Genomic DNA, 18,148 nt, shown 5'->3' on the forward strand with positions numbered 1-18,148 from the left:
ACCTCACCCAACGCGAGAGAGTTTGAGTAACTTACGTAGATCCGCCAGCACACTTTTACTTTGCATCACCAGTTGCGAAGGGTCTGTTTTGGGGTAATGCATAACCAGTTGACCAAGTGGATCGACAATCACAATTTCAGAGCTCTCAATTGCCGCCATAAAAGCTTGATTTACCGCCAGTTTCTCAACGGAAATGTGCTCAACGCTTTGAATATCACTTTCAGGTTCAATTAGTAATACCGGTTCCACTCTACCCTGCTCTTTGCCCAATGCTGTATGGCTTTGCATCAGCATATAGATGTGCTGCTGGCACTGCTCATCACACTGTTTGGGAACCACATACCCTACGCGCCAAAGCTTATCCTGTGTCGAAGTTACTAACCCTAATGAGTTCAGAGTAATTCTTGGTTCAATCAACACACCTTTATTGGTCACTCCTGACTGATACCAATGGTTGCTTAAGACCGTCTTTGCCATTACAGCAGGAAGCGCAAAGAAAAGCACAATCGCTAGCAGCATCAAACGCCCTTTGGTCTTTGAATTCATCATGGTCTCCTTGCTTTAAAAGCTCTGAAACAGATAAGCAGAACAATCATTAACAACACCGCAGCCATAGCGAACCACTGCACGGCATAGCCAAAATGCTTTTCTGCACTGAGAGGAAAAGGAATCCATGGCTGCGCGTACGGCCAGTTCTTTTCCTGTGGTTGAAACAGAGCAGGTAAAATTGGCTCTCCTAACCACTGAGATAACTGCTCAATGTTTAAGTTCTGGATACGGTGCGGGGTCCGGCTTTCAATATTCAAATCCGAACTCAGTGGATTATTGGATTTTTGGTACAGACGCCCAACTAAATCTTGAGGCTCAATAAGCCAGTTAACCTCCGGCAAGACGCGTCTATCATTAGTTGCTGCAACAAAACCCCTTTCGATCAACATCCAGTGCCCGTTTCGCTCTTTTGCCAGTTGGTAAGCCAGATAACCTACTTTCCCTTGATAGGTTTGGTTATCGAGCAGAAACGTCATATTGCTGACTGGCGAGATAGAAACTCGTACCTGCAAACCGGTCAAATCAGAGATTGGATACCTTTCTAAAGCCATGCCTAATGAGATCGGTTCCATCTGCTGACGAAGCAACAACTCCTGCTCAAGTGCCTGCTTTTCTTCGCCACGCGACAATTGCCAGAAACCCAATTTGACCAATAACAGAAACACAACCACAGTTAAAACAGCACCTAAAATTACTTTCATAGACAACACTCGACTCTTTAGAGGATCAGACATGCTGCCACTTGTTGTAAAAATCATTTTGGTTCTGTTTCTGCTGTTCATCATATTTAACCTTGCTCGCGCCTTAATTCAGATGGTTAGAGAACCCAATGATGACGATGAGCGCCCGATGAGCTATTACCTTGGGCGACGCCTTATATTTTCAGCTTTCGTCGTTATATTGCTCATTTTTGCTCTCCTCAGTGGCTGGCTTCACCCCAACCATACACCTTACTAAAGCGTTAACGCTGTGCTTATAAGACATAGACAAAGACAAACAGACACAACCACACCACATCGACAAAGTGCCAATACCAACTACCCGCCTGGAACGCGAAATGATCTTTGGGTGTAAAGTGGTCTTTCGCGATACGCGCAAGCAGTACAATTAAAAACAGTGTACCGAGACAAACGTGTAAGCCGTGAAAACCCGTGAGCATAAAGAAGGTGTTGCCATACACGCCAGATTGCAAAGTCAGTCCCATTTCCTGATAAGCGTGAGCATATTCAACCCCTTGGAAATACAAGAAAAAGCCAGCAAGAACGATGGTAATTTCCAACCATACAATCAGTGCCATACGGTGATTTTTCTCTAAACTGATGTGGGCCATGTGCAAAGTAATCGAAGACATCAATAGGATAATGGTGTTTTTGAGTGGGATCCCCTGCCAAGGCATGGCTTGTACTGCCTCCCCTGCTGGCGTTGTAATCAGTGGCCATATCGCTTCAAAACCCGGCCACAACAACTCGTTGGTCATGGCATTGTTGCTGGCACCGCCTAACCAAGGGACAGCCACCATTCGCGCATAGAACAGAGCACCAAAAAATGCACCAAAGAACATCACTTCCGAAAAGATAAACCAGCTCATTCCCTGACGAAATGAACGTGCTATTTGTTTGGAATACAACCCCGCCAGTGATTCACCAATTACGTTACTAAACCAGCCCGCCAACATGCTGAGCAGTACAATAAAACCGATAATCAAAATTGCTTTGCCAAAGACACTTCCCACACCACCAGTGCCAACATGTTGCACTGTTAAGCCTGCCCCCACCGCCACCAAAAACAGAGCTACAGCGCCGATAATCGGCCAACGACTTTGAGTCGGAACATAGTAAGAATCGTGTTTAGTACTCATAGAGTTGCTCCTTGCGTTGGTGCGCCGTTCACGTGAGCACTTTGGCTTGTTTTGACCAGTTGAGGCTCTGCTTTTTCCGTTATGTTGTACAAGGTATAGGAGAGCGTAAGGGTATGAATGGAATCAGGAATATCCGGTTCGATATAAAATATCAGCGGCATCTCAGCGTCTGCCTTGGCCGACAGTGGCTGCTGATGAAAACAGAAACACTCAATTTTATTGAAGTAACTGGCGCCTTGTCCCGGAGATACAGATGGAACCGCTTGGCCAACGAGTTCGTCACTGGAAAGGTTGTTAGCCAAAAACGCTGTTTGTATTACCTGCCCAGGGTGCACGTCCATGTGCGAAACTTTAGGTTCAAATTTCCAAGGCATGCCGTTACTGACATGTGCCATAAACTGAACGCGAATCGTGCGCGATTCGTCTACCACCATGGTTGTCGGTTGAACTGCCGCCACTTCGTTGGTTTTCCCATTGATGCCTAGTGCTTTACACATCACATCGTACAAAGGCACCAATGCAAAACCAAACCCGAACATCAGCACAGTACCAATGGTCAGTTTTATTATCAGTTGTCGGTTCTTGCTTTTAAGTGATTCGTTGTCCATTTTTCACGCTCCTAATCCACCCAACTATTCAACTTTGGGTGGTGTAGAGAATGTATGGTGCGGCGCAGGGCTTGGAACCGTCCATTCCAATCCTTCAGCTCTTTCCCAAGGTTTAGCTGGTGCAGGTTTTCCTCCCCGCACACACTTAATCACAACCCACAAGAAGATCAGTTGTGATAAACCAAAGGCAAAGCCACCAATCGAAACAATCTGGTTTACATCGGCGAACTGAATCGCGTAATCAGGAATACGTCTTGGCATTCCGGCCAAACCCAAGAAATGCATCGGGAAAAACAGTACATTGACCGAGATAACAGAACACCAGAAGTGCCACAGACTTAGGCGTTCATCGTACATATGCCCTGTCCATTTCGGCAGCCAGTAATAAGCCGCCGCCATAATCGAGAACACAGCACCAGAAACCAGAACATAGTGGAAGTGCGCCACCACAAAGTAGGTATCGTGATACTGGAAATCCGCAGGCACAATTGCCAGCATCAACCCAGAGAATCCACCGATGGTAAACAGCACAATAAAGGCGATGGCGAACAGCATTGGCGTTTCAAAAGTAAGCGAACCTCGCCACATGGTCGCAACCCAGTTAAATACTTTTACCCCTGTTGGTACGGCGATCAGCATGGTGCAGTACATAAAGAACAGTTCGGCAAACACTGGCATACCAGTGGTAAACATGTGGTGCGCCCAAACCAAGAACGAAAGCAGCGCAATACTGCTCGTGGCGTATACCATCGAATGATAGCCAAACAGTTTTTTGCCACTAAAAGCAGGAACGATGGCAGAGATAATACCGAAGGATGGCAGAATCATGATGTACACTTCAGGGTGACCGAAGAACCAGAAAATATGCTGGAACATCACAGGGTCGCCACCACCAGCCGCATCAAAGAAGCTCGTACCAAAATACTTATCGGTCAAAACCATAGTGACCGCCCCAGCTAACACTGGCATCACCGCAATTAAGAGAAACGCTGTGATTAACCAAGTCCAAACGAACAACGGTAATTTAAACCATGTCATACCCGAAGCGCGCATGTTGACTATGGTCACGATGACGTTAATCGCCCCCATAATCGAGCTGATGCCCATAATATGCACCGAGAAGACAAACAATGCGGTACTGTCTGGGCCATAGGTTGTTGATAGCGGCGCATAGAATGTCCAACCAAAGTTAGGGCCGCCACCTTCCGTAAACAGTGATGCAAGAAGAATGAGGAAGGCAAATGGCAGAATCCAGAAACTGAGGTTATTCATCCTTGGCAAAGCCATATCTGGAGCACCGATCATTAAGGGCACCATCCAGTTCGCTAACCCTGTAAATGCCGGCATTACCGCACCGAACACCATAATCAAGCCGTGAACTGTGGTCATTTGATTGAAAAATTCAGGCTCTACAAGCTGTAAACCCGGTTGGAATAACTCGGCACGAATCACCATTGCCATCGCGCCACCAATCAAAAACATGGTGAAGCTGAACCAAAGATACAAGGTGCCTATATCTTTATGATTGGTTGAATAGATCCATCTAGCCAAACCTTTAGGAGCGTGGTGTTCATGTTCGCTCTCGCCATGATCAACAGAGCCGGTATCTGGATTCGAGATATCAGCGTCCGCCATTGGAGCCGATTTTTCCTTATGAATCATTGTCCTTATCCTCCACTACCCGATTGACCAGAAGCTCCAGCGCCCTGTGACTTAAACGCATTAACATCAGATGCTTGAACCGCATCGCCAGTGTTGTTACCCCAAGCGTTACGTTGATAACTGATCACGGCAGCCAGTTCTTGATCACTCAACTGGTTACCAAAAGCCTGCATTGCCGTTCCCGAACGACCATTAACAACCACATTAAGATGAGCACTTAGATCCCCCGTAGCCACAGGACTGCCTTTGATGGCAGGAAAGGCACCCGGTATACCTAAACCTGTTGGCTGATGGCAGACAGCACAGCGATCCATGTAAACTTTCTCGCCCATAGCCATCAGCTCATCCAACGACATTGAGCTTTGCAGTGCTTTTTCTGCTTCTTGTCTGGCGGTTGCAATTTCGGCCTTTTTATCCGCGAGCCATTGGTCGTATTTCTCCGGCTCCATCGCCTGAACCACAATTGGCATAAAGCCATGAGCTCGACCACACAACTCAGCACATTGACCGCGATATATGCCCGGTTCATCAATGCGTGTCCAAGCTTCATTGATATATCCAGGAATGGTGTCTTTCTTGACGGCAAAAGCCGGAACCCACCAAGAGTGGATCACATCATCAGATGTCAGTAAGAAGCGTACTTTACGTTCAGTCGGCAGAACCAAAGGCTGATCCACTTCTAAAAGGTAGTGAGCGCCTTTTGTTTCTTCGCCCTGAATTTGTTTTTGCGATGTCGCTAAAAGACTGAAAAATTCCACATCTTGTTCAAAATAGCTGTAATGCCATTTCCATTGTGAACCGGTGATCTTGATAGCGAGGTCAGATTGAGAAGTATCTTCCATCGCAACTAAGGTTTTCGTTGCGGGAATCGCCATGGCGACCAAGATAATGATTGGGATAATCGTCCAAATAATTTCGACTTTGGTACTTTCGTGAAAATGAGCCGCCACCGCTCCCTTCGATTTGCGGTGCTTGAAAATGGCATAGAACATGGCACCAAAGACCACGAGAGCTATCGCGACACATATATAAAAAATAAGCATGTGTAGCTCATACACCTTACCACTAATTTCGGTAACGCCCGGTGTCATGTTTAATGCTCGTTCTGCAGAAAAAACCTGTGGGGAAAAGCTGATTAACAGCCCAACCATTGGCAGCCACAGATCGGTTACAAATCTTCTCAAGAGCTCTCTCCTCTGCTTCGCTGTACTTCAACACCTCTCTGTACTTCAATACTTCTGTGTACTGCAATACAAGGAACGTGAATCGACACAAACAGCAAGTTTGACTCAATTGTTACATTTGTTAATTTTTTGTTATTTCAAAATATTAAGTAAAGGCTAGTTAGGGTTTCAGATTTGTTCAAGAAAATATCAAAACAGTTTGATAAAAGTGGGTTGTCAAAAACTGTCCTAGAATAGTTTTAAAACTCATGAAGATATTTAAATATAACGACTAGCGTCTGTTGACCTAAGGTTTAATACAGGTTTTAGCGATTGCGCGCTCATAAATGAGAATAGATATCAATTATGCTGCGTCATCAAATTAATACACAAGGTGGCAATCATGATGGAAAAAGTCACACAATGGTTATCAGCAGATCCTGATCCTAAAACTCGGGAAGAACTGCAATATCTGATTGACCATAAACAATATGAAGAGTTAGAAGACCGCTTTAAATGCCGACTCGAATTTGGCACAGCAGGTCTACGCGGAAAAGTAGGTTGTGGTCCAAACCGAATGAACCGTTTAGTGATTCAACAAACCGCCTTAGGCCTTGGTGAATACCTAGTGAAACACGTCGATAATGCTAAACAGCGTGGCGTGGTGATCGGCTATGACGGCCGCACAGATTCTAAATCCTTTGCACATGACACAGCTGCCGTTTTAACGGCTTTAGGTATTAAGGTTTACCTAACCCATAAAGTGGCAGCTACGCCAATTGCGGCCTTTGGTGTGAAGCATTTCAACGCGGCAGCAGCAGTTGTGGTAACAGCGAGCCACAATCCGCCAGAGTACAACGGATTTAAAGTCTACTGGGAAAACGGCGCGCAAATCATTCCTCCGCACGATTCTGGTATAGCACAAGAGATTGATATTGCAGCGACCCGCGTGATTCCTTTGATGCCGCACTCCGAAAGCGAACGTCAAGGTCTGCTGGTTTGGTTACGTGATGATTATTACCAAACTTACCGCGAAGCGATTAACAGTAATCCTCTGCTTTCTCATCATACTGACCCAAGCAGCATTTCTATTGCTTATACGGCAATGCATGGTGTCGGCGCAAACATGGCAGAAGATCTTCTCCATGATGCTGGATTCAAGAAAGTGATGAGCGTGAAAGAACAGCGTGAGCCAGATGGCACGTTCCCAACCGTTAACTTCCCGAACCCAGAAGAAGCGGGCGCGATGGATATGGTGATTGAACTGGCTGATTCGATCTCAGCGGAGCTTGCTTGCGCTAACGACCCAGATGCTGACCGTTTTGCGGTTGCGGTACGCAAACCTGATGGCGCTTATCAAATGCTTACAGGTGATCAGGTCGGCACACTTTTCGGCCACTATTTACTCAGCAACACTGATGCGAAAAGGCAGCTAGTTGGGAATACCATTGTCTCTTCCAGCCTGTTAAGCAAAGTGGCAAAAGCGCATGGTGCGAAGTACTACCAAACACTGACTGGCTTTAAATGGCTGACTAACATTGCAATGCAAGAGCAAAGTGATGAACACAAATTCCTGTTTGCTTATGAAGAAGCGCTTGGATACACAGTAGGTAACACCGTTTGGGACAAAGATGGTTTATCCGCTTTGGTCGCTTTTGCACAACTAGCAGCAGAACTCTACAGCCAAGGCAAAACCATTTGGGATCAACTTGAAGAGATCTACCGCGAGCATGGTATGTACATTAATGCTCAACGTAGTATTGCGCTTGACCCCGATTACCCGCCTGTGGGTGAACTGCTTCGTGCAGATCCTCCGAAAAAAATTGCAGGCAAGAAAATCTTAGTTACCGAGGATTTAAAACACTCTGTGCGCACAGACAGCAATGGAAAAACGCAGACAATCAACCTGCCTAGCAGTGATGTGCTGATCTACCACTTAGAAGGCGGCTCACGCGTTATTGTTCGCCCTTCTGGCACTGAGCCGAAACTCAAATGCTACTACGAGGTGGTTGGCAGTTTCGCTAAAAACGAGAGCTTCGCGAGCGCTCAAGAAAGAGCAGAAGAACAAATGTCACTTCTGATCAGTGAGCATCAGAATAGCTTGAGATAAACGTCACCGAGCTATAAAACCGGGCTATAAAACAGAGATAAACCAAGAGACAAAAGCGAGTTCGTTTTTGTCTCTTGGTTTATCAGGTATCTGAAGCGCAATTATTGAATAGTGTCGCCAATGTTTCTGGCTATCATCAACACCTCATCTGCTGAATACAGATTGGAAATGGTGCTTTCTACTTCAGCGCCTAATGTCTTTTTGTACAACTGCTGGGCGAAATTGTCCGCTCTTGTGGTAACGAGCACATGCTTGAGCACCGAATCCTGCTCAGCCAATTGCTGCTTAACCAATGACAAAGATTCCAAGATTAAAGCTTTTGCAACTCCTTGCCCCTGACATTCAGGTAGTACAGCCAGTTGCTCTAACTCCAATACTGCTTCCGGTCGAAAGCCGCTTTTCTGCACCCAAATAATGTAGCCAACTACTTTAGATTCTGGTTGCTGGTTGAGCTTGGCAACATAGATCATATATCGAGGGAAGGCCTTCAAGTTGCACTGTAGCCATTTAAATGAACGACGTTGTCTCGTAAAGGCTGATTGGTGAACCAACGCGGCTTCAGACAAATCATTCTCCTGCATCAAGCGAATAATCACTTTATCTCCTAGTTCGATTAAACTGTATCTGTACCAAAATTCGGCATTCCTGTCTTACTTCATACCTGTCTTTCTGCTTACCTTTCTTCAGTAAAAACTTGAGTAAATTCGGATAATTAATTCTTATGAACGAAGAACACATAAGACCACTAAATCCAAAATTAACTTTGACAGACCCAAGTATTAGACAAAATAATAATACTTGATAATAAGAATAATGATTATTTACCTAGAGGATTTCTAGGTAACTCCCCCACTAGAGATCGGCGCTTAAACAAAGCTAAGGTTACTATGTTTTTTAATAAGTCACTTCAACAAGAAAACCAACAACTAAAAGAAAATCTCTATTCGCTTGAGCAAGTTCGGGAAAGCCTCGATGAAGACATGTTGAGATTAACGCTTGATCCTCAAGGAAAGATTCTCTCTGTTAACGCCAACTTTGAACAAGAACTGGGTATCAAGTCTGCAACGGTTTCAGGCAGTCATCTAACAACTTTAGTTCCAGAAAAAGCGAAGCAGTCAACACACTTTAAGGCATTAAAAAGTGCGTTAGAAGGAAAAAAACATTGGAATGGTGCCTTACAAATTACCAAGGCAAACCGCCAAGAAGCATGGCTGCGTATCATTTCGCAGCCAATATTTGACACGCAGAAAAATTTGCTCCGATTTACTGTCTACGCAACTGAGTTGACACGAACAATCTCCACATCTCGCGAACATGAAGATATGCTTAAAGCGATAAATCGTTCAATGGCTGTTATCGAGTTTTCATTAGATGGCAACATACTTCGTGCTAATGATAACTTCCTGAAAACTATGGGCTACAAAAGCGAGCAGATCGTAGGTAAACATCATCGAATTTTCTGTGAAACGACTGAAGCTAACTCAAAAGAGTACGCAGAATTTTGGAAAAAACTGGGCCGAGGTCAATTTGTTTCGGCTCGTTTCAAACGTCTTGATAGCTATGGTCATGTTGTCTGGCTGGAAGCTTCCTACAACCCGATTCATGATGACGCTGGTGAGCTTTATAAAGTGGTTAAGTTTGCCACTGTGATCACCGAACAAGTTCATCAGGAGATGGCTGCACAGGACGCTGCTCAAATCGCTTTCAAAGTATCTGAAGAAACGGGGCACCAAACAATACAAGGACAAGAAGTTATTACTGCCATCATCGCGAAGATGGATAACTTAGTACGACAAATGAAACAGGCAAGTAACGAAATCGAAGCTCTGAATCAGCACTCGAAGAGCATTAGTGACTTGGTTGGCAACATTAGCGGTATTGCTGACCAAACAAACCTGCTAGCGCTTAACGCTGCGATTGAAGCGGCTCGTGCTGGTGAGCAAGGTCGCGGCTTCGCTGTGGTAGCAGATGAAGTACGACAACTGGCTTCTAGAACCAATACAACAACCGAAGAGATTGTTACCGTAGTGACTGAAAATATGAAGCTGACAAACAAAGCGGTTGAACTGATTAATGTCTGCCAGTCTCAAGCTGGTGAGGCTCTGGACCTATCAACCCAAGCTGGACAAGTAATAGAACAAGTAGAGCAAGGAGCGATTCGCGTCGTTGAAGCGGTTCGACAGTTCAATCAGCAGCTTTAATTACATCAACCTACTCATTCAATCACCATCGTCCAAAGCGGTGATCTAAAACGGACACAAAAATGGCTCCACGAGGAGCCATTTTTCAATTCATCATTTCATACAGCGTGCAAATTTCTTATCCACATCGAAGTAGCAGAAATACTCTTCAACTTGAAAGTACTCATAACGCCTTGCGTTATACACATCGACACCCAAAAGCGATTTTTGAATCTGACTAACAATAGGTGAGGTCGACGCAGTGAACACCACAGGTTTGTTGACGGTGTCCGTTTCTTCCACCTTGTTGGTTTTTGAATAAATCAGTCCATTTTTACTGTAGAAATCGCCATCAATAGAAAGAGAAACATCAGAGTAAGAACGGAAAAAGCCGAAGCATATAAAATACTCAAATCTTACTGCCTTCGGATTGAATCACTGACTAAAAAATATGAGCTCGAAAAGCAAAAAGTCGCCAAAGCGAATGATGTCATTCGAAGTGCCAACATTCAAATTGCCTGTTTAAAAGCAGGCTTAGTCAATGTTAATCCTGCTAACGCTTTTCACTTTTTTGATGATTTACATTCTCACAACGAGATTAAGAAACGCTACAAATTACTCAGTGCCGCTTACCATCCGGACAAAGGCGGTAATCAAAGCACAATGCAAATGATTAATGAGCAGTACCGGCAAGCATATCGATAAAAAATCCAATAACGTGAAGGGGTACCCTACATCCCCCTATAAGCAAAAGGTCTAGCATTTTCGCTAGACCTTTTTATTTGCAATTTAGCCACCAAAGGTGGTGAAAAAACGCAGGTTAGTGAATCGGAGCTCCGTTCTTGGCGTTAAATTTGCCAAAATACTGCTCCAAAATTTCTGGAGTCAGCTTACCTTCCGCTTCTAAACGCTTAAGCTCTGCCGCTATCGCTTTCTGCTCGTCAATACTTGGTAATGAAACTTCTGGCTCGTTACCTGATTCTTGAGTCATCTGCTCTAGTTCTTTTTCAAAATCGCTCATTATTCTTACCTAAACTTCAAAGTTCTAAATATCAAATACTGGGGAGAAGTTTACCCAACTCCCCAGCAGGATACTAGAGCTTAAAGCTACCAACCATCTTATCCAAACGTGCAGAGAGCTCACGAAGCTCTTGGCTAGCGCCTGCAAGCTCTTCGGCAGTACCCGTAGTTATCTCATTGATAGAGTTAATTTCTTCAATGTTCATGTTGATGGTATGAACCACGGTTGACTGTTCTTCTGTTGCCGTCGCTACCTGTGTATTTCGGTCTGAAATATCATGGATACGCTCAGAAATACCGATTAGTACTTGAACCGCTTCATCAGAAGAAGAAACACCTTCTAATGTCACTGACTTACCTGCTTCCATCGCAGAGACTGCGTCTTTAGCGTCGCTTTGAAGCTGATTAATCATTTTCTGAATTTCTTCGGTAGATGCAGCGGTGCGGCTTGCGAGATTACGAACTTCATCAGCAACCACGGCAAAACCACGGCCTTGCTCACCTGCGCGCGCCGCTTCAATCGCCGCGTTTAACGCTAGTAAATTAGTTTGGTCAGAAATATCGCGGATAACATCCAGTATTGAGCCAATATTTTGTGTGGTTGACGCAAGCTGGCTAACTACCTGACCAATGTTTTCAATATCATCTGCAAGGCGAGCAATCGCATCTTTCGCCTGATTCACAACTGTACGACCCACTTCCGTATTCGACGTCGCTTGGTTCGCTGTTTCCGCTGCAGTTGCTGCGTTTGAAGCAATTTCGCTAATGGTTGCGCCCATTTGGTTAATAGCCGTTACTACCTGAATCGTTTGGTCACGTTGTTGTTGGCTGTTGTCATGCGTGGTATGCGCTTTGGTTGACACTGTTTCCGCAGCTACTTGCAAGGCATTGCTGGTTGATGCCACTTCTTTCATCGACTGATGAATCTTCTCAATAAATCCGTTAAAGCCAGAAGAAAGTTGTGCAATTTCATCATTGCCTTGAACTTCAATTCGCTGAGAAAGGTCACCGTCGCCTTTGCCTAAGTCGGTAAAGCGAATCGCAATTTGACGAATTGGGTTTGCAATACTGCTCGCCAGAATCAAGCCCATCGCAATAAAGATTGCGGCAACAATAATGGTAGTGATCAACATACGTTGAGCAACATCGTTTAGGTCTGCGAACACTTCGTTAACTGGCACAGTACCCACTACAAACCAGTCCATAGACTTAACGTAGTAACTCGCAACAAACACATCAACGCCATCATGTTGTGCAGTAATCAAGTTGAAGCCAGATTTGTTAAGTAGCTTATTCGTCTCAGCACCAAACAACTGGCTCAGGCTAGACTTAGCTTTCGATTTTTCACGGTGAATCTGCACCTCGCCTTTCGCGTCGGTAAGGAACACATAGCCCGTTTGTTCAATCTTGTAGCTATTAAGCAACTTCACCATGTCATCCATCGATTTAGATAAACCTGACATGGTATCGCCGTTCACATCCTGGAAGTTAGCGAACATCTTCACTTCGCCCGTGGCTTCTTGGAACATGCTCACCATGGTTGGATTACCAGAGCTCACAAAACCGTAGAACCAACCGTCTTGCTGCTTGTTCAGTTCACGAAGGAAGCCATTTTGGTTCCAGTAGTATGCCGTTTTGCGGTTAGCCACAGACGCATCGTTCAGTTTGAACTGAGTACGGATGTTGTTTAGCTGCTTAACCAACATTGCTTCATCACCAGAATCAATGTTCTTAGTGGCAATCGCTTTCTTAATAAATTCGCTATGAGTAATCTGTTCAGCAGCTAATAACAGTTGTGTTACTTCGCTATTCACTGAATTACTGATCTGTTGAAGCATTGACGGAAGCTCTATGTCCACCAATCGGTGCTCCAATACGTCTCTTGCCTGACGTTGTGCCATTACCCCGACAATAATTGTTGAGGCCAATACCGCAAAGGTTATACCGGCGACGACCTTTGTCTTAATACTGACATTGCTAAATTTGAGCATCTATTCTTTACCTATTTTGGCGATTTGTTTTAACGAACGTTATATCGACATTAAAGCATAAATCTTTATTGTGAAACGGCATTTAATTCACCAAATTTATCAATCAAATGAACCGCAAGTTGTTATGTGTATTTATTTGTTTGAAAAGGTTTAGAAAAGTTAAAACAGACTCCATATATTAATCATAAAGCAACATCTTATAATTCATCCATTTGTTCAATATTTATCCAAACAAACGAATATCTTGTCTCACAAGGAACTTTTTGAGCTTCAGGCTCACTAACAACAAGATTATCAAGGAGATTAGGATTTCATGCAGTCAGAAACCTTTCATTCGCTACAGCAGCACTTAAACCAACAGGTTATTGGTCAATCAGCTCTCGTTGAGCAATTACTGGTCGCGTTATTAGCAGACGGTCATATTCTGGTTGAAGGGCCTCCGGGTCTGGCAAAAACTCGCGCGGTGAAATCGTTAGCAGACTGTATTGAAGGGGATTTTCACCGCATTCAGTTCACACCAGATTTGCTACCCGCAGACTTAACAGGTACGGACATTTTCCGCCCTGAAACGGGTGAGTTTACATTCCAAGCCGGACCTATATTTAACTCGCTCGTCCTTGCTGATGAAATTAACCGTGCACCGGCGAAAGTTCAGGCAGCAATGCTGGAAGCCATGGCAGAAAAGCAAATTACTGCGGGCAGAAAAACCTATCGATTACCTGAACTGTTTCTGGTGATGGCAACGCAAAACCCAATCGAGCAAGAAGGTACCTATCCATTGCCGGAAGCGCAACTCGACCGCTTCCTGCTGCATCTAAATGTGGATTATCCGGACGCCGAACATGAACTAGAGATTCTTCGCCTAAACCGTGGAGAAGCCAAAGGTGAAAGCTCAGCAAATTTACCGAAACTCACCCAAGAGCAAATATTTGCAGCACGCCAAGAAGTTCTAAACATTCATATGGCGGAAACCATTGAGAAATACCTAGTGCGTTTGGTGATGGCGACTCGCAAACCTGAACAATACGATTCAAAACTCGCACAGTGGTTAGAAATGGGAGTCAGCCCGCGAGCGACTATCGCTCTTGACCGTTGTGTACGCGCACGCGCATGGCTTCAGGGCCGAGACTATGTGAGTCCTGAAGACGTGCAAGCAATGGCGTTTCCTGTTTTGCGCCACCGCTTATTGCTGACGTATCAAGCACAAGCGGAAGGCGTACATCCAAACCAAGTCATTACCCATTTACTGACTTTGGTTGGCAGCGCGTAAGGCAAGCATTATGGCTCAGTCTGTAAAACAACTTTTACCCGCACATGCTGATGGCGTTCATCTCTGTCTCGAAGAGCTACTGCCCTACAAGCAACATACGGTGAAATGGTTGCCGCCTGCCAAAAGTTTATGGTCACAGCTTTTAGGCCAACACCAAAGCAAACAACTTGGACGTGGTATGGACTTCGCTGAAGTTCGCCAATATCAACCGGGTGATGATATTCGTGCCATTGATTGGCGTGTCACCGCCCGCACAGGTAAGCCGCACACCAAGTTATTTTCTGAAGAGCGGGAAAAGCCTGTGATTCTCTATGTGGATTTAAGCTCGACCATGCAGTTTGGATCTTCTCTGTTACTCAAATCGGTACAGGCTGCACATATAGCCAGTTTGATCAGTTGGTTATCCGTTGCAGAGAAAGATCGCATTGGTGCGGTGATTGACACAGGCTCAAGCCTCGTTGAAATAAAACCAACCAGCAGAAACAAAGGACCACTGCAAATCATCGCCCAGTTGGTTGAGTGTCAAAGACAGGCACTTTCAGGAGCTTCGGCCCCCAGTTCGATGCAAACCGTTTTAATGACATTAAACCGTCTCTGCCCGAAAGGCAGCGAGGTAATAATGATCAGCGATTTTGTTAATTATGAGGATTCTTTCCGACCATTATTCAACCAGTTACGTAAGCACAATCGCGTGAAGTTAGTCCATATTTTTGATCCCCTTGAACAAGGTGAGACCCAATTTAGAGGAATTGAGAGAGTGAGCGATGGCAAAAATGCGCGCTGGCTTAACTTTTCGTCCAAATCTGACCGTCTAAGCATCAAAAATGCCTTTGATTCTCGAAAATTAGAATTAGAATCATTGAGCCAATCTATGGAAATGGACTACCGCTCTCTTTCTAGCGATATATCTTTGCTACAACAACTTTCTGGATAATTTAAAAGATATGCAAGAATCATCAAACTTACTCAATCTTAACGATTTGCATTTACCTGAAGTACCTTCATGGCTTCCACTTTCTTGGGGATGGTGGGCAAGTCTATTCTCTATTGTCTTGGTACTCGTAAGTATCGCTTTAATTGTCCGTGTTAAAAAGAAACGTATGGCGCCGAAGAAAACCGCTTTGCGTTTGCTTAACCCAGCACTAGGACATCAAACTCCATCATCAGCGATTGAGTTGGTTCGTCAAGCAGCGTTATGTTATTACCCGCGTGAGCAGGTTGCTCATTTAACCGGTCCAGATTGGTATGCATTTTTGGATTCCCAAGTTGATTCCCCTATTTTCACGAAGAATGAGGAAACTTGGCAGAAGGCTTTGTATCAAAAACAAAAAGTCGAAAATGCACAAGATTTGGTGGCGGATTGCTATCAATGGGTGAACACAGCGTTGCCGCCGCATAAAAGGAGAAACGTGAGCGTTGGCAAATATTGAGTTCGTATGGTGGTGGCTAGTTGTTCTATTGCCACTGCCGCTAGTTATTCATCGTATTCTACCTCCTGTAAGAGAAAGGGCAGCCATACAGTTGCCCTACTTACCTCAACAAAATACCGTTGCACCTCCTAAACAATGGTTGGGCAAACTGTTGGCCGTATTGATATGGCTATGCTTGATTGCCGCTGTTTGTCGCCCAGTTTGGTATGGCGACCCTGTCACCACTTCGCCAAAACATCGCGACATGATGTTGGTTGTCGATCTCTCTTACTCAATGAGCCAAGAGGATATGAAATCCGACGGCGATTACATTGACAGGCTCACAGCGGTTAAGAAGGTTCTAAGTGATTTCATCAGCAAACGCGAAGGTGACAGACTCGGACTGATATTTTTTGCTGATCACGCCTATTTGCAGACACCGCTGACTTTAGATCGCCAGACAATAAGCCAGCAGCTAAATCAAGCCGTATTAAGATTGATCGGCACCAAGACCGCCATTGGCGAAGGTATTGGCCTCGCAACCAAAACTTTTATAGATAGCGACGCACCACAGCGAGTAATGATTTTGCTCAGTGATGGTAGCAACACCTCAGGTGTTCTTGATCCCATTGAAGCGGCCAAAATTGCTAAGAAGTACAACGCAACCATCTACACTGTGGGTGTTGGCGCAGGCGAAATGATGGTGAAAGAGTTCTTCCTCACCCGCAAAGTTAACACTGCTCAAGATCTGGATGAAAAGAGCTTGATGGAGATTGCCAAAATCACTGGCGGTCAATATTTCCGTGCTCGTGATGAAAAAGAACTGGCAACTATTTACGACACTATCAATGCACTGGAACCGATTAGTCAGGCAACTCAGACTTGGCGTCCACAAAGGGAGTGGTTTGGTTACCCATTAGCTGTTGCCCTACTCTTGTCTGTTATTCTGTTTATCGTAAGGAGAGACCATGTCTGATTTCGAATTCCTTACTCCTTTATGGCTTTTAGCACTTATTCCCCTAGCCGCAATTCTATTTTGGCTTTCAACCCATAAACAAAGCCAAGGGCTTATCGCCAACCATATAGCCAGTGCGCTGGGAATCGAAAATCGCAACAAAACCAAATCTCTTCTCTTATTGATAGCGCTTAGTTGGTTAATTGCTGTGATTGCTTTAGCGGGGCCAAGTTTCGAGAAGCAAACACGCCCTAGCTACACCAATAGCAACGCACGTATTCTGGTCATGGATATGTCTTTGTCACTGTACGCGACGGATATTAAACCCAATCGCTTAACTCAAGCGCGTTACAAAGCACTCGACTTACTTAAAGGTTGGACAGAAGGCAGCACAGGCTTAGTCGCTTATGCCGGTGATGCGTACACAGTTAGCCCGCTGACTAGCGATAGTGCAACCATCGCTAACTTGCTGCCTAATTTATCGCCTGACATCATGCCTTATCAGGGAGCCAATGCCGCATCAGGTGTGAAACTGGCTATTGAGATGCTTAGAAACGCAGGGATGGCACGCGGTGAACTCATCCTGCTAACCGATGATCTTGATGAGCAAGAACAATCAGACATCGAAAATGAACTATCTGGTACACAGTTTAAGCTAGTGATATTGGGCATTGGTACCGCTTCTGGTGCGCCAATTACACTCAGTGATGGTTCACTTCTGAAAACCGACAATGGACAAACCGTCGTTGCCAAAACCAACTTTGAAACCATGCAATCTCTGGCGAAAAACGTCAGCGGTGTTTTCACGCCTTACCAAGCGAATGGTCAAGACGTTGCACGTATCTTGTCTGAACAAGGTTTACAGCAAGATGTGAGCAAGAAAGACGATAAAAAGACGCTGACTGAAAACGTCAACAATGGCTATTGGCTACTTCCTCTGTTAATCGTGTCCGCATTACTACTTTTCCGCCGTGGGCTGATCTTTGTTGCAGTTCTAACCACAGGATTCAGTGTTATGTCGCCAGATGCAAGCGCCGCATCTTGGCTGGATAGTGGTTCACCTTGGAAGAACAGCAATCAGCAAGCGATGGAAGCCTTTAACAATAAAGATTATCAAACTGCCAGCGAGCAATTTACTGATCCTGAATGGCAAGGTGTTGCTCGCTATCAGAACAAAGATTTTAAAGGCGCAATAGAGAGCTTTTCTAAAGTAGAAAACCCCTCTTCGAGAACACAATACAATCTTGCCAATGCGTATGCTCAAAATGGTGAATTGGAAAAAGCCAAAGCGCTTTATCAACAGGTGTTGCAGCAAGATCCAAACAACCAAGATGCTAAAAACAATCTTGATGTTGTAGAAAATGCCCTGCAAC

Annotated in this window: 17 protein-coding genes and 1 pseudogene; 9 read left to right on the top strand and 9 right to left on the bottom strand. The window is 44.8% G+C overall.

The window, feature by feature from the left end:
* Nucleotides 1-3 precede the first annotated feature (3 nt).
* On the bottom strand, nucleotides 4-549 hold the full coding sequence (locus tag ACRQQK_RS11555) for a hypothetical protein (protein WP_457511554.1): 546 nt from the start codon (nucleotides 547-549) through the stop codon (nucleotides 4-6).
* Nucleotides 546-1,250, bottom strand: a complete 705-nt coding sequence (locus ACRQQK_RS11560; protein WP_457511556.1) for an SURF1 family protein — start codon at nucleotides 1,248-1,250, stop codon at nucleotides 546-548. The genes ACRQQK_RS11555 and ACRQQK_RS11560 overlap by 4 nt, the downstream gene beginning before the upstream one ends.
* A 31-nt stretch (nucleotides 1,251-1,281) precedes the next feature.
* Between ACRQQK_RS11560 and ACRQQK_RS11565 the strand changes: the two genes are divergently transcribed.
* Complete coding sequence (locus ACRQQK_RS11565) at nucleotides 1,282-1,506, top strand: DUF2909 domain-containing protein (RefSeq protein ID WP_042481210.1); 225 nt, start codon at nucleotides 1,282-1,284, stop codon at nucleotides 1,504-1,506.
* A 16-nt stretch (nucleotides 1,507-1,522) separates the two neighbouring features.
* Here the strand turns inward: ACRQQK_RS11565 and ACRQQK_RS11570 are convergent, their stop codons facing one another.
* From ACRQQK_RS11570 to coxB, 4 genes are read right to left on the bottom strand one after another with little or no spacing between them, the layout of a single operon-like run.
* Complete coding sequence (locus ACRQQK_RS11570) at nucleotides 1,523-2,407, bottom strand: cytochrome c oxidase subunit 3 (RefSeq protein ID WP_457511558.1); 885 nt, start codon at nucleotides 2,405-2,407, stop codon at nucleotides 1,523-1,525.
* Complete coding sequence (locus ACRQQK_RS11575; protein WP_457511560.1) at nucleotides 2,404-3,015, bottom strand: cytochrome c oxidase assembly protein; 612 nt, start codon at nucleotides 3,013-3,015, stop codon at nucleotides 2,404-2,406. Before ACRQQK_RS11575 ends, ACRQQK_RS11570 begins: the two co-directional genes overlap by 4 nt.
* A gap of 24 nt (nucleotides 3,016-3,039) precedes the next feature.
* Nucleotides 3,040-4,677: a cytochrome c oxidase subunit I gene (gene ctaD / locus ACRQQK_RS11580; protein ID WP_457511562.1), complete on the bottom strand. Its 1,638-nt coding sequence runs from the start codon at nucleotides 4,675-4,677 to the stop codon at nucleotides 3,040-3,042.
* Nucleotides 4,678-4,682: 5 nt separating this feature from the next.
* Nucleotides 4,683-5,861 carry a cytochrome c oxidase subunit II gene (gene coxB, locus ACRQQK_RS11585; RefSeq protein WP_457511564.1) on the bottom strand — a complete coding sequence of 393 codons (1,179 nt, stop codon included), beginning with the start codon at nucleotides 5,859-5,861 and terminating at the stop codon, nucleotides 4,683-4,685.
* A gap of 382 nt (nucleotides 5,862-6,243) precedes the next feature.
* On the opposite strand from coxB, the gene ACRQQK_RS11590 reads away from it, so the two are divergent.
* Nucleotides 6,244-7,950 carry a phospho-sugar mutase gene (locus tag ACRQQK_RS11590; protein ID WP_457511566.1) on the top strand — a complete coding sequence of 569 codons (1,707 nt, stop codon included), beginning with the start codon at nucleotides 6,244-6,246 and terminating at the stop codon, nucleotides 7,948-7,950.
* 101 nt (nucleotides 7,951-8,051) lie between these two features.
* Here ACRQQK_RS11590 and ACRQQK_RS11595 read toward each other — a convergent pair whose 3' ends face one another.
* Nucleotides 8,052-8,531 (bottom strand): GNAT family N-acetyltransferase, encoded by a 480-nt coding sequence (locus ACRQQK_RS11595; protein WP_457512344.1) that lies wholly within the window; start codon nucleotides 8,529-8,531, stop codon nucleotides 8,052-8,054.
* 399 nt (nucleotides 8,532-8,930) lie between these two features.
* On the opposite strand from ACRQQK_RS11595, the pseudogene ACRQQK_RS11600 reads away from it, so the two are divergent.
* Together ACRQQK_RS11600 and ACRQQK_RS11605 are read left to right on the top strand one after the other, a co-directional pair.
* Nucleotides 8,931-9,611 (top strand): annotated as a pseudogene (locus tag ACRQQK_RS11600) (PAS domain-containing protein); the annotation flags it as partial.
* A gap of 114 nt (nucleotides 9,612-9,725) precedes the next feature.
* A complete protein-coding gene (locus ACRQQK_RS11605; RefSeq protein ID WP_457512346.1) occupies nucleotides 9,726-10,151 on the top strand; it encodes a methyl-accepting chemotaxis protein in 426 nt (141 codons plus the stop codon).
* Between the two features lie 799 nt (nucleotides 10,152-10,950).
* Here ACRQQK_RS11605 and ACRQQK_RS11610 read toward each other — a convergent pair.
* Together ACRQQK_RS11610 and ACRQQK_RS11615 are read right to left on the bottom strand one after the other, a co-directional pair.
* Complete coding sequence (locus ACRQQK_RS11610; protein ID WP_457511568.1) at nucleotides 10,951-11,151, bottom strand: restriction endonuclease subunit S; 201 nt, start codon at nucleotides 11,149-11,151, stop codon at nucleotides 10,951-10,953.
* Nucleotides 11,152-11,224: 73 nt separating this feature from the next.
* On the bottom strand, nucleotides 11,225-13,141 hold the full coding sequence (locus ACRQQK_RS11615; RefSeq protein ID WP_457511570.1) for a methyl-accepting chemotaxis protein: 1,917 nt from the start codon (nucleotides 13,139-13,141) through the stop codon (nucleotides 11,225-11,227).
* A gap of 313 nt (nucleotides 13,142-13,454) precedes the next feature.
* Between ACRQQK_RS11615 and ACRQQK_RS11620 the strand changes: the two genes are divergently transcribed.
* From ACRQQK_RS11620 to ACRQQK_RS11640, 5 genes are all read left to right on the top strand, one after another.
* Entirely contained in the window at nucleotides 13,455-14,411 is a 957-nt protein-coding gene (locus ACRQQK_RS11620) for an AAA family ATPase (RefSeq protein WP_457511572.1), read from the top strand.
* Between the two features lie 10 nt (nucleotides 14,412-14,421).
* A complete protein-coding gene (locus ACRQQK_RS11625) occupies nucleotides 14,422-15,345 on the top strand; it encodes a DUF58 domain-containing protein (RefSeq protein ID WP_457511574.1) in 924 nt (307 codons plus the stop codon).
* 10 nt (nucleotides 15,346-15,355) lie between these two features.
* Nucleotides 15,356-15,841 (top strand): DUF4381 domain-containing protein, encoded by a 486-nt coding sequence (locus ACRQQK_RS11630; RefSeq protein ID WP_457511576.1) that lies wholly within the window; start codon nucleotides 15,356-15,358, stop codon nucleotides 15,839-15,841.
* Nucleotides 15,828-16,796, top strand: coding sequence for a vWA domain-containing protein (locus ACRQQK_RS11635; RefSeq protein WP_457511578.1), 969 nt, complete (start codon nucleotides 15,828-15,830; stop codon nucleotides 16,794-16,796). Before ACRQQK_RS11630 ends, ACRQQK_RS11635 begins: the two co-directional genes overlap by 14 nt.
* Nucleotides 16,789-18,148, top strand: a 1,360-nt coding sequence (locus tag ACRQQK_RS11640) for a vWA domain-containing protein (RefSeq protein WP_457511580.1), incomplete at its 3' end; no start/stop codon positions are given. The genes ACRQQK_RS11635 and ACRQQK_RS11640, both read left to right, overlap by 8 nt.

This window comes from Vibrio sp. C8, assembly GCF_054051265.1.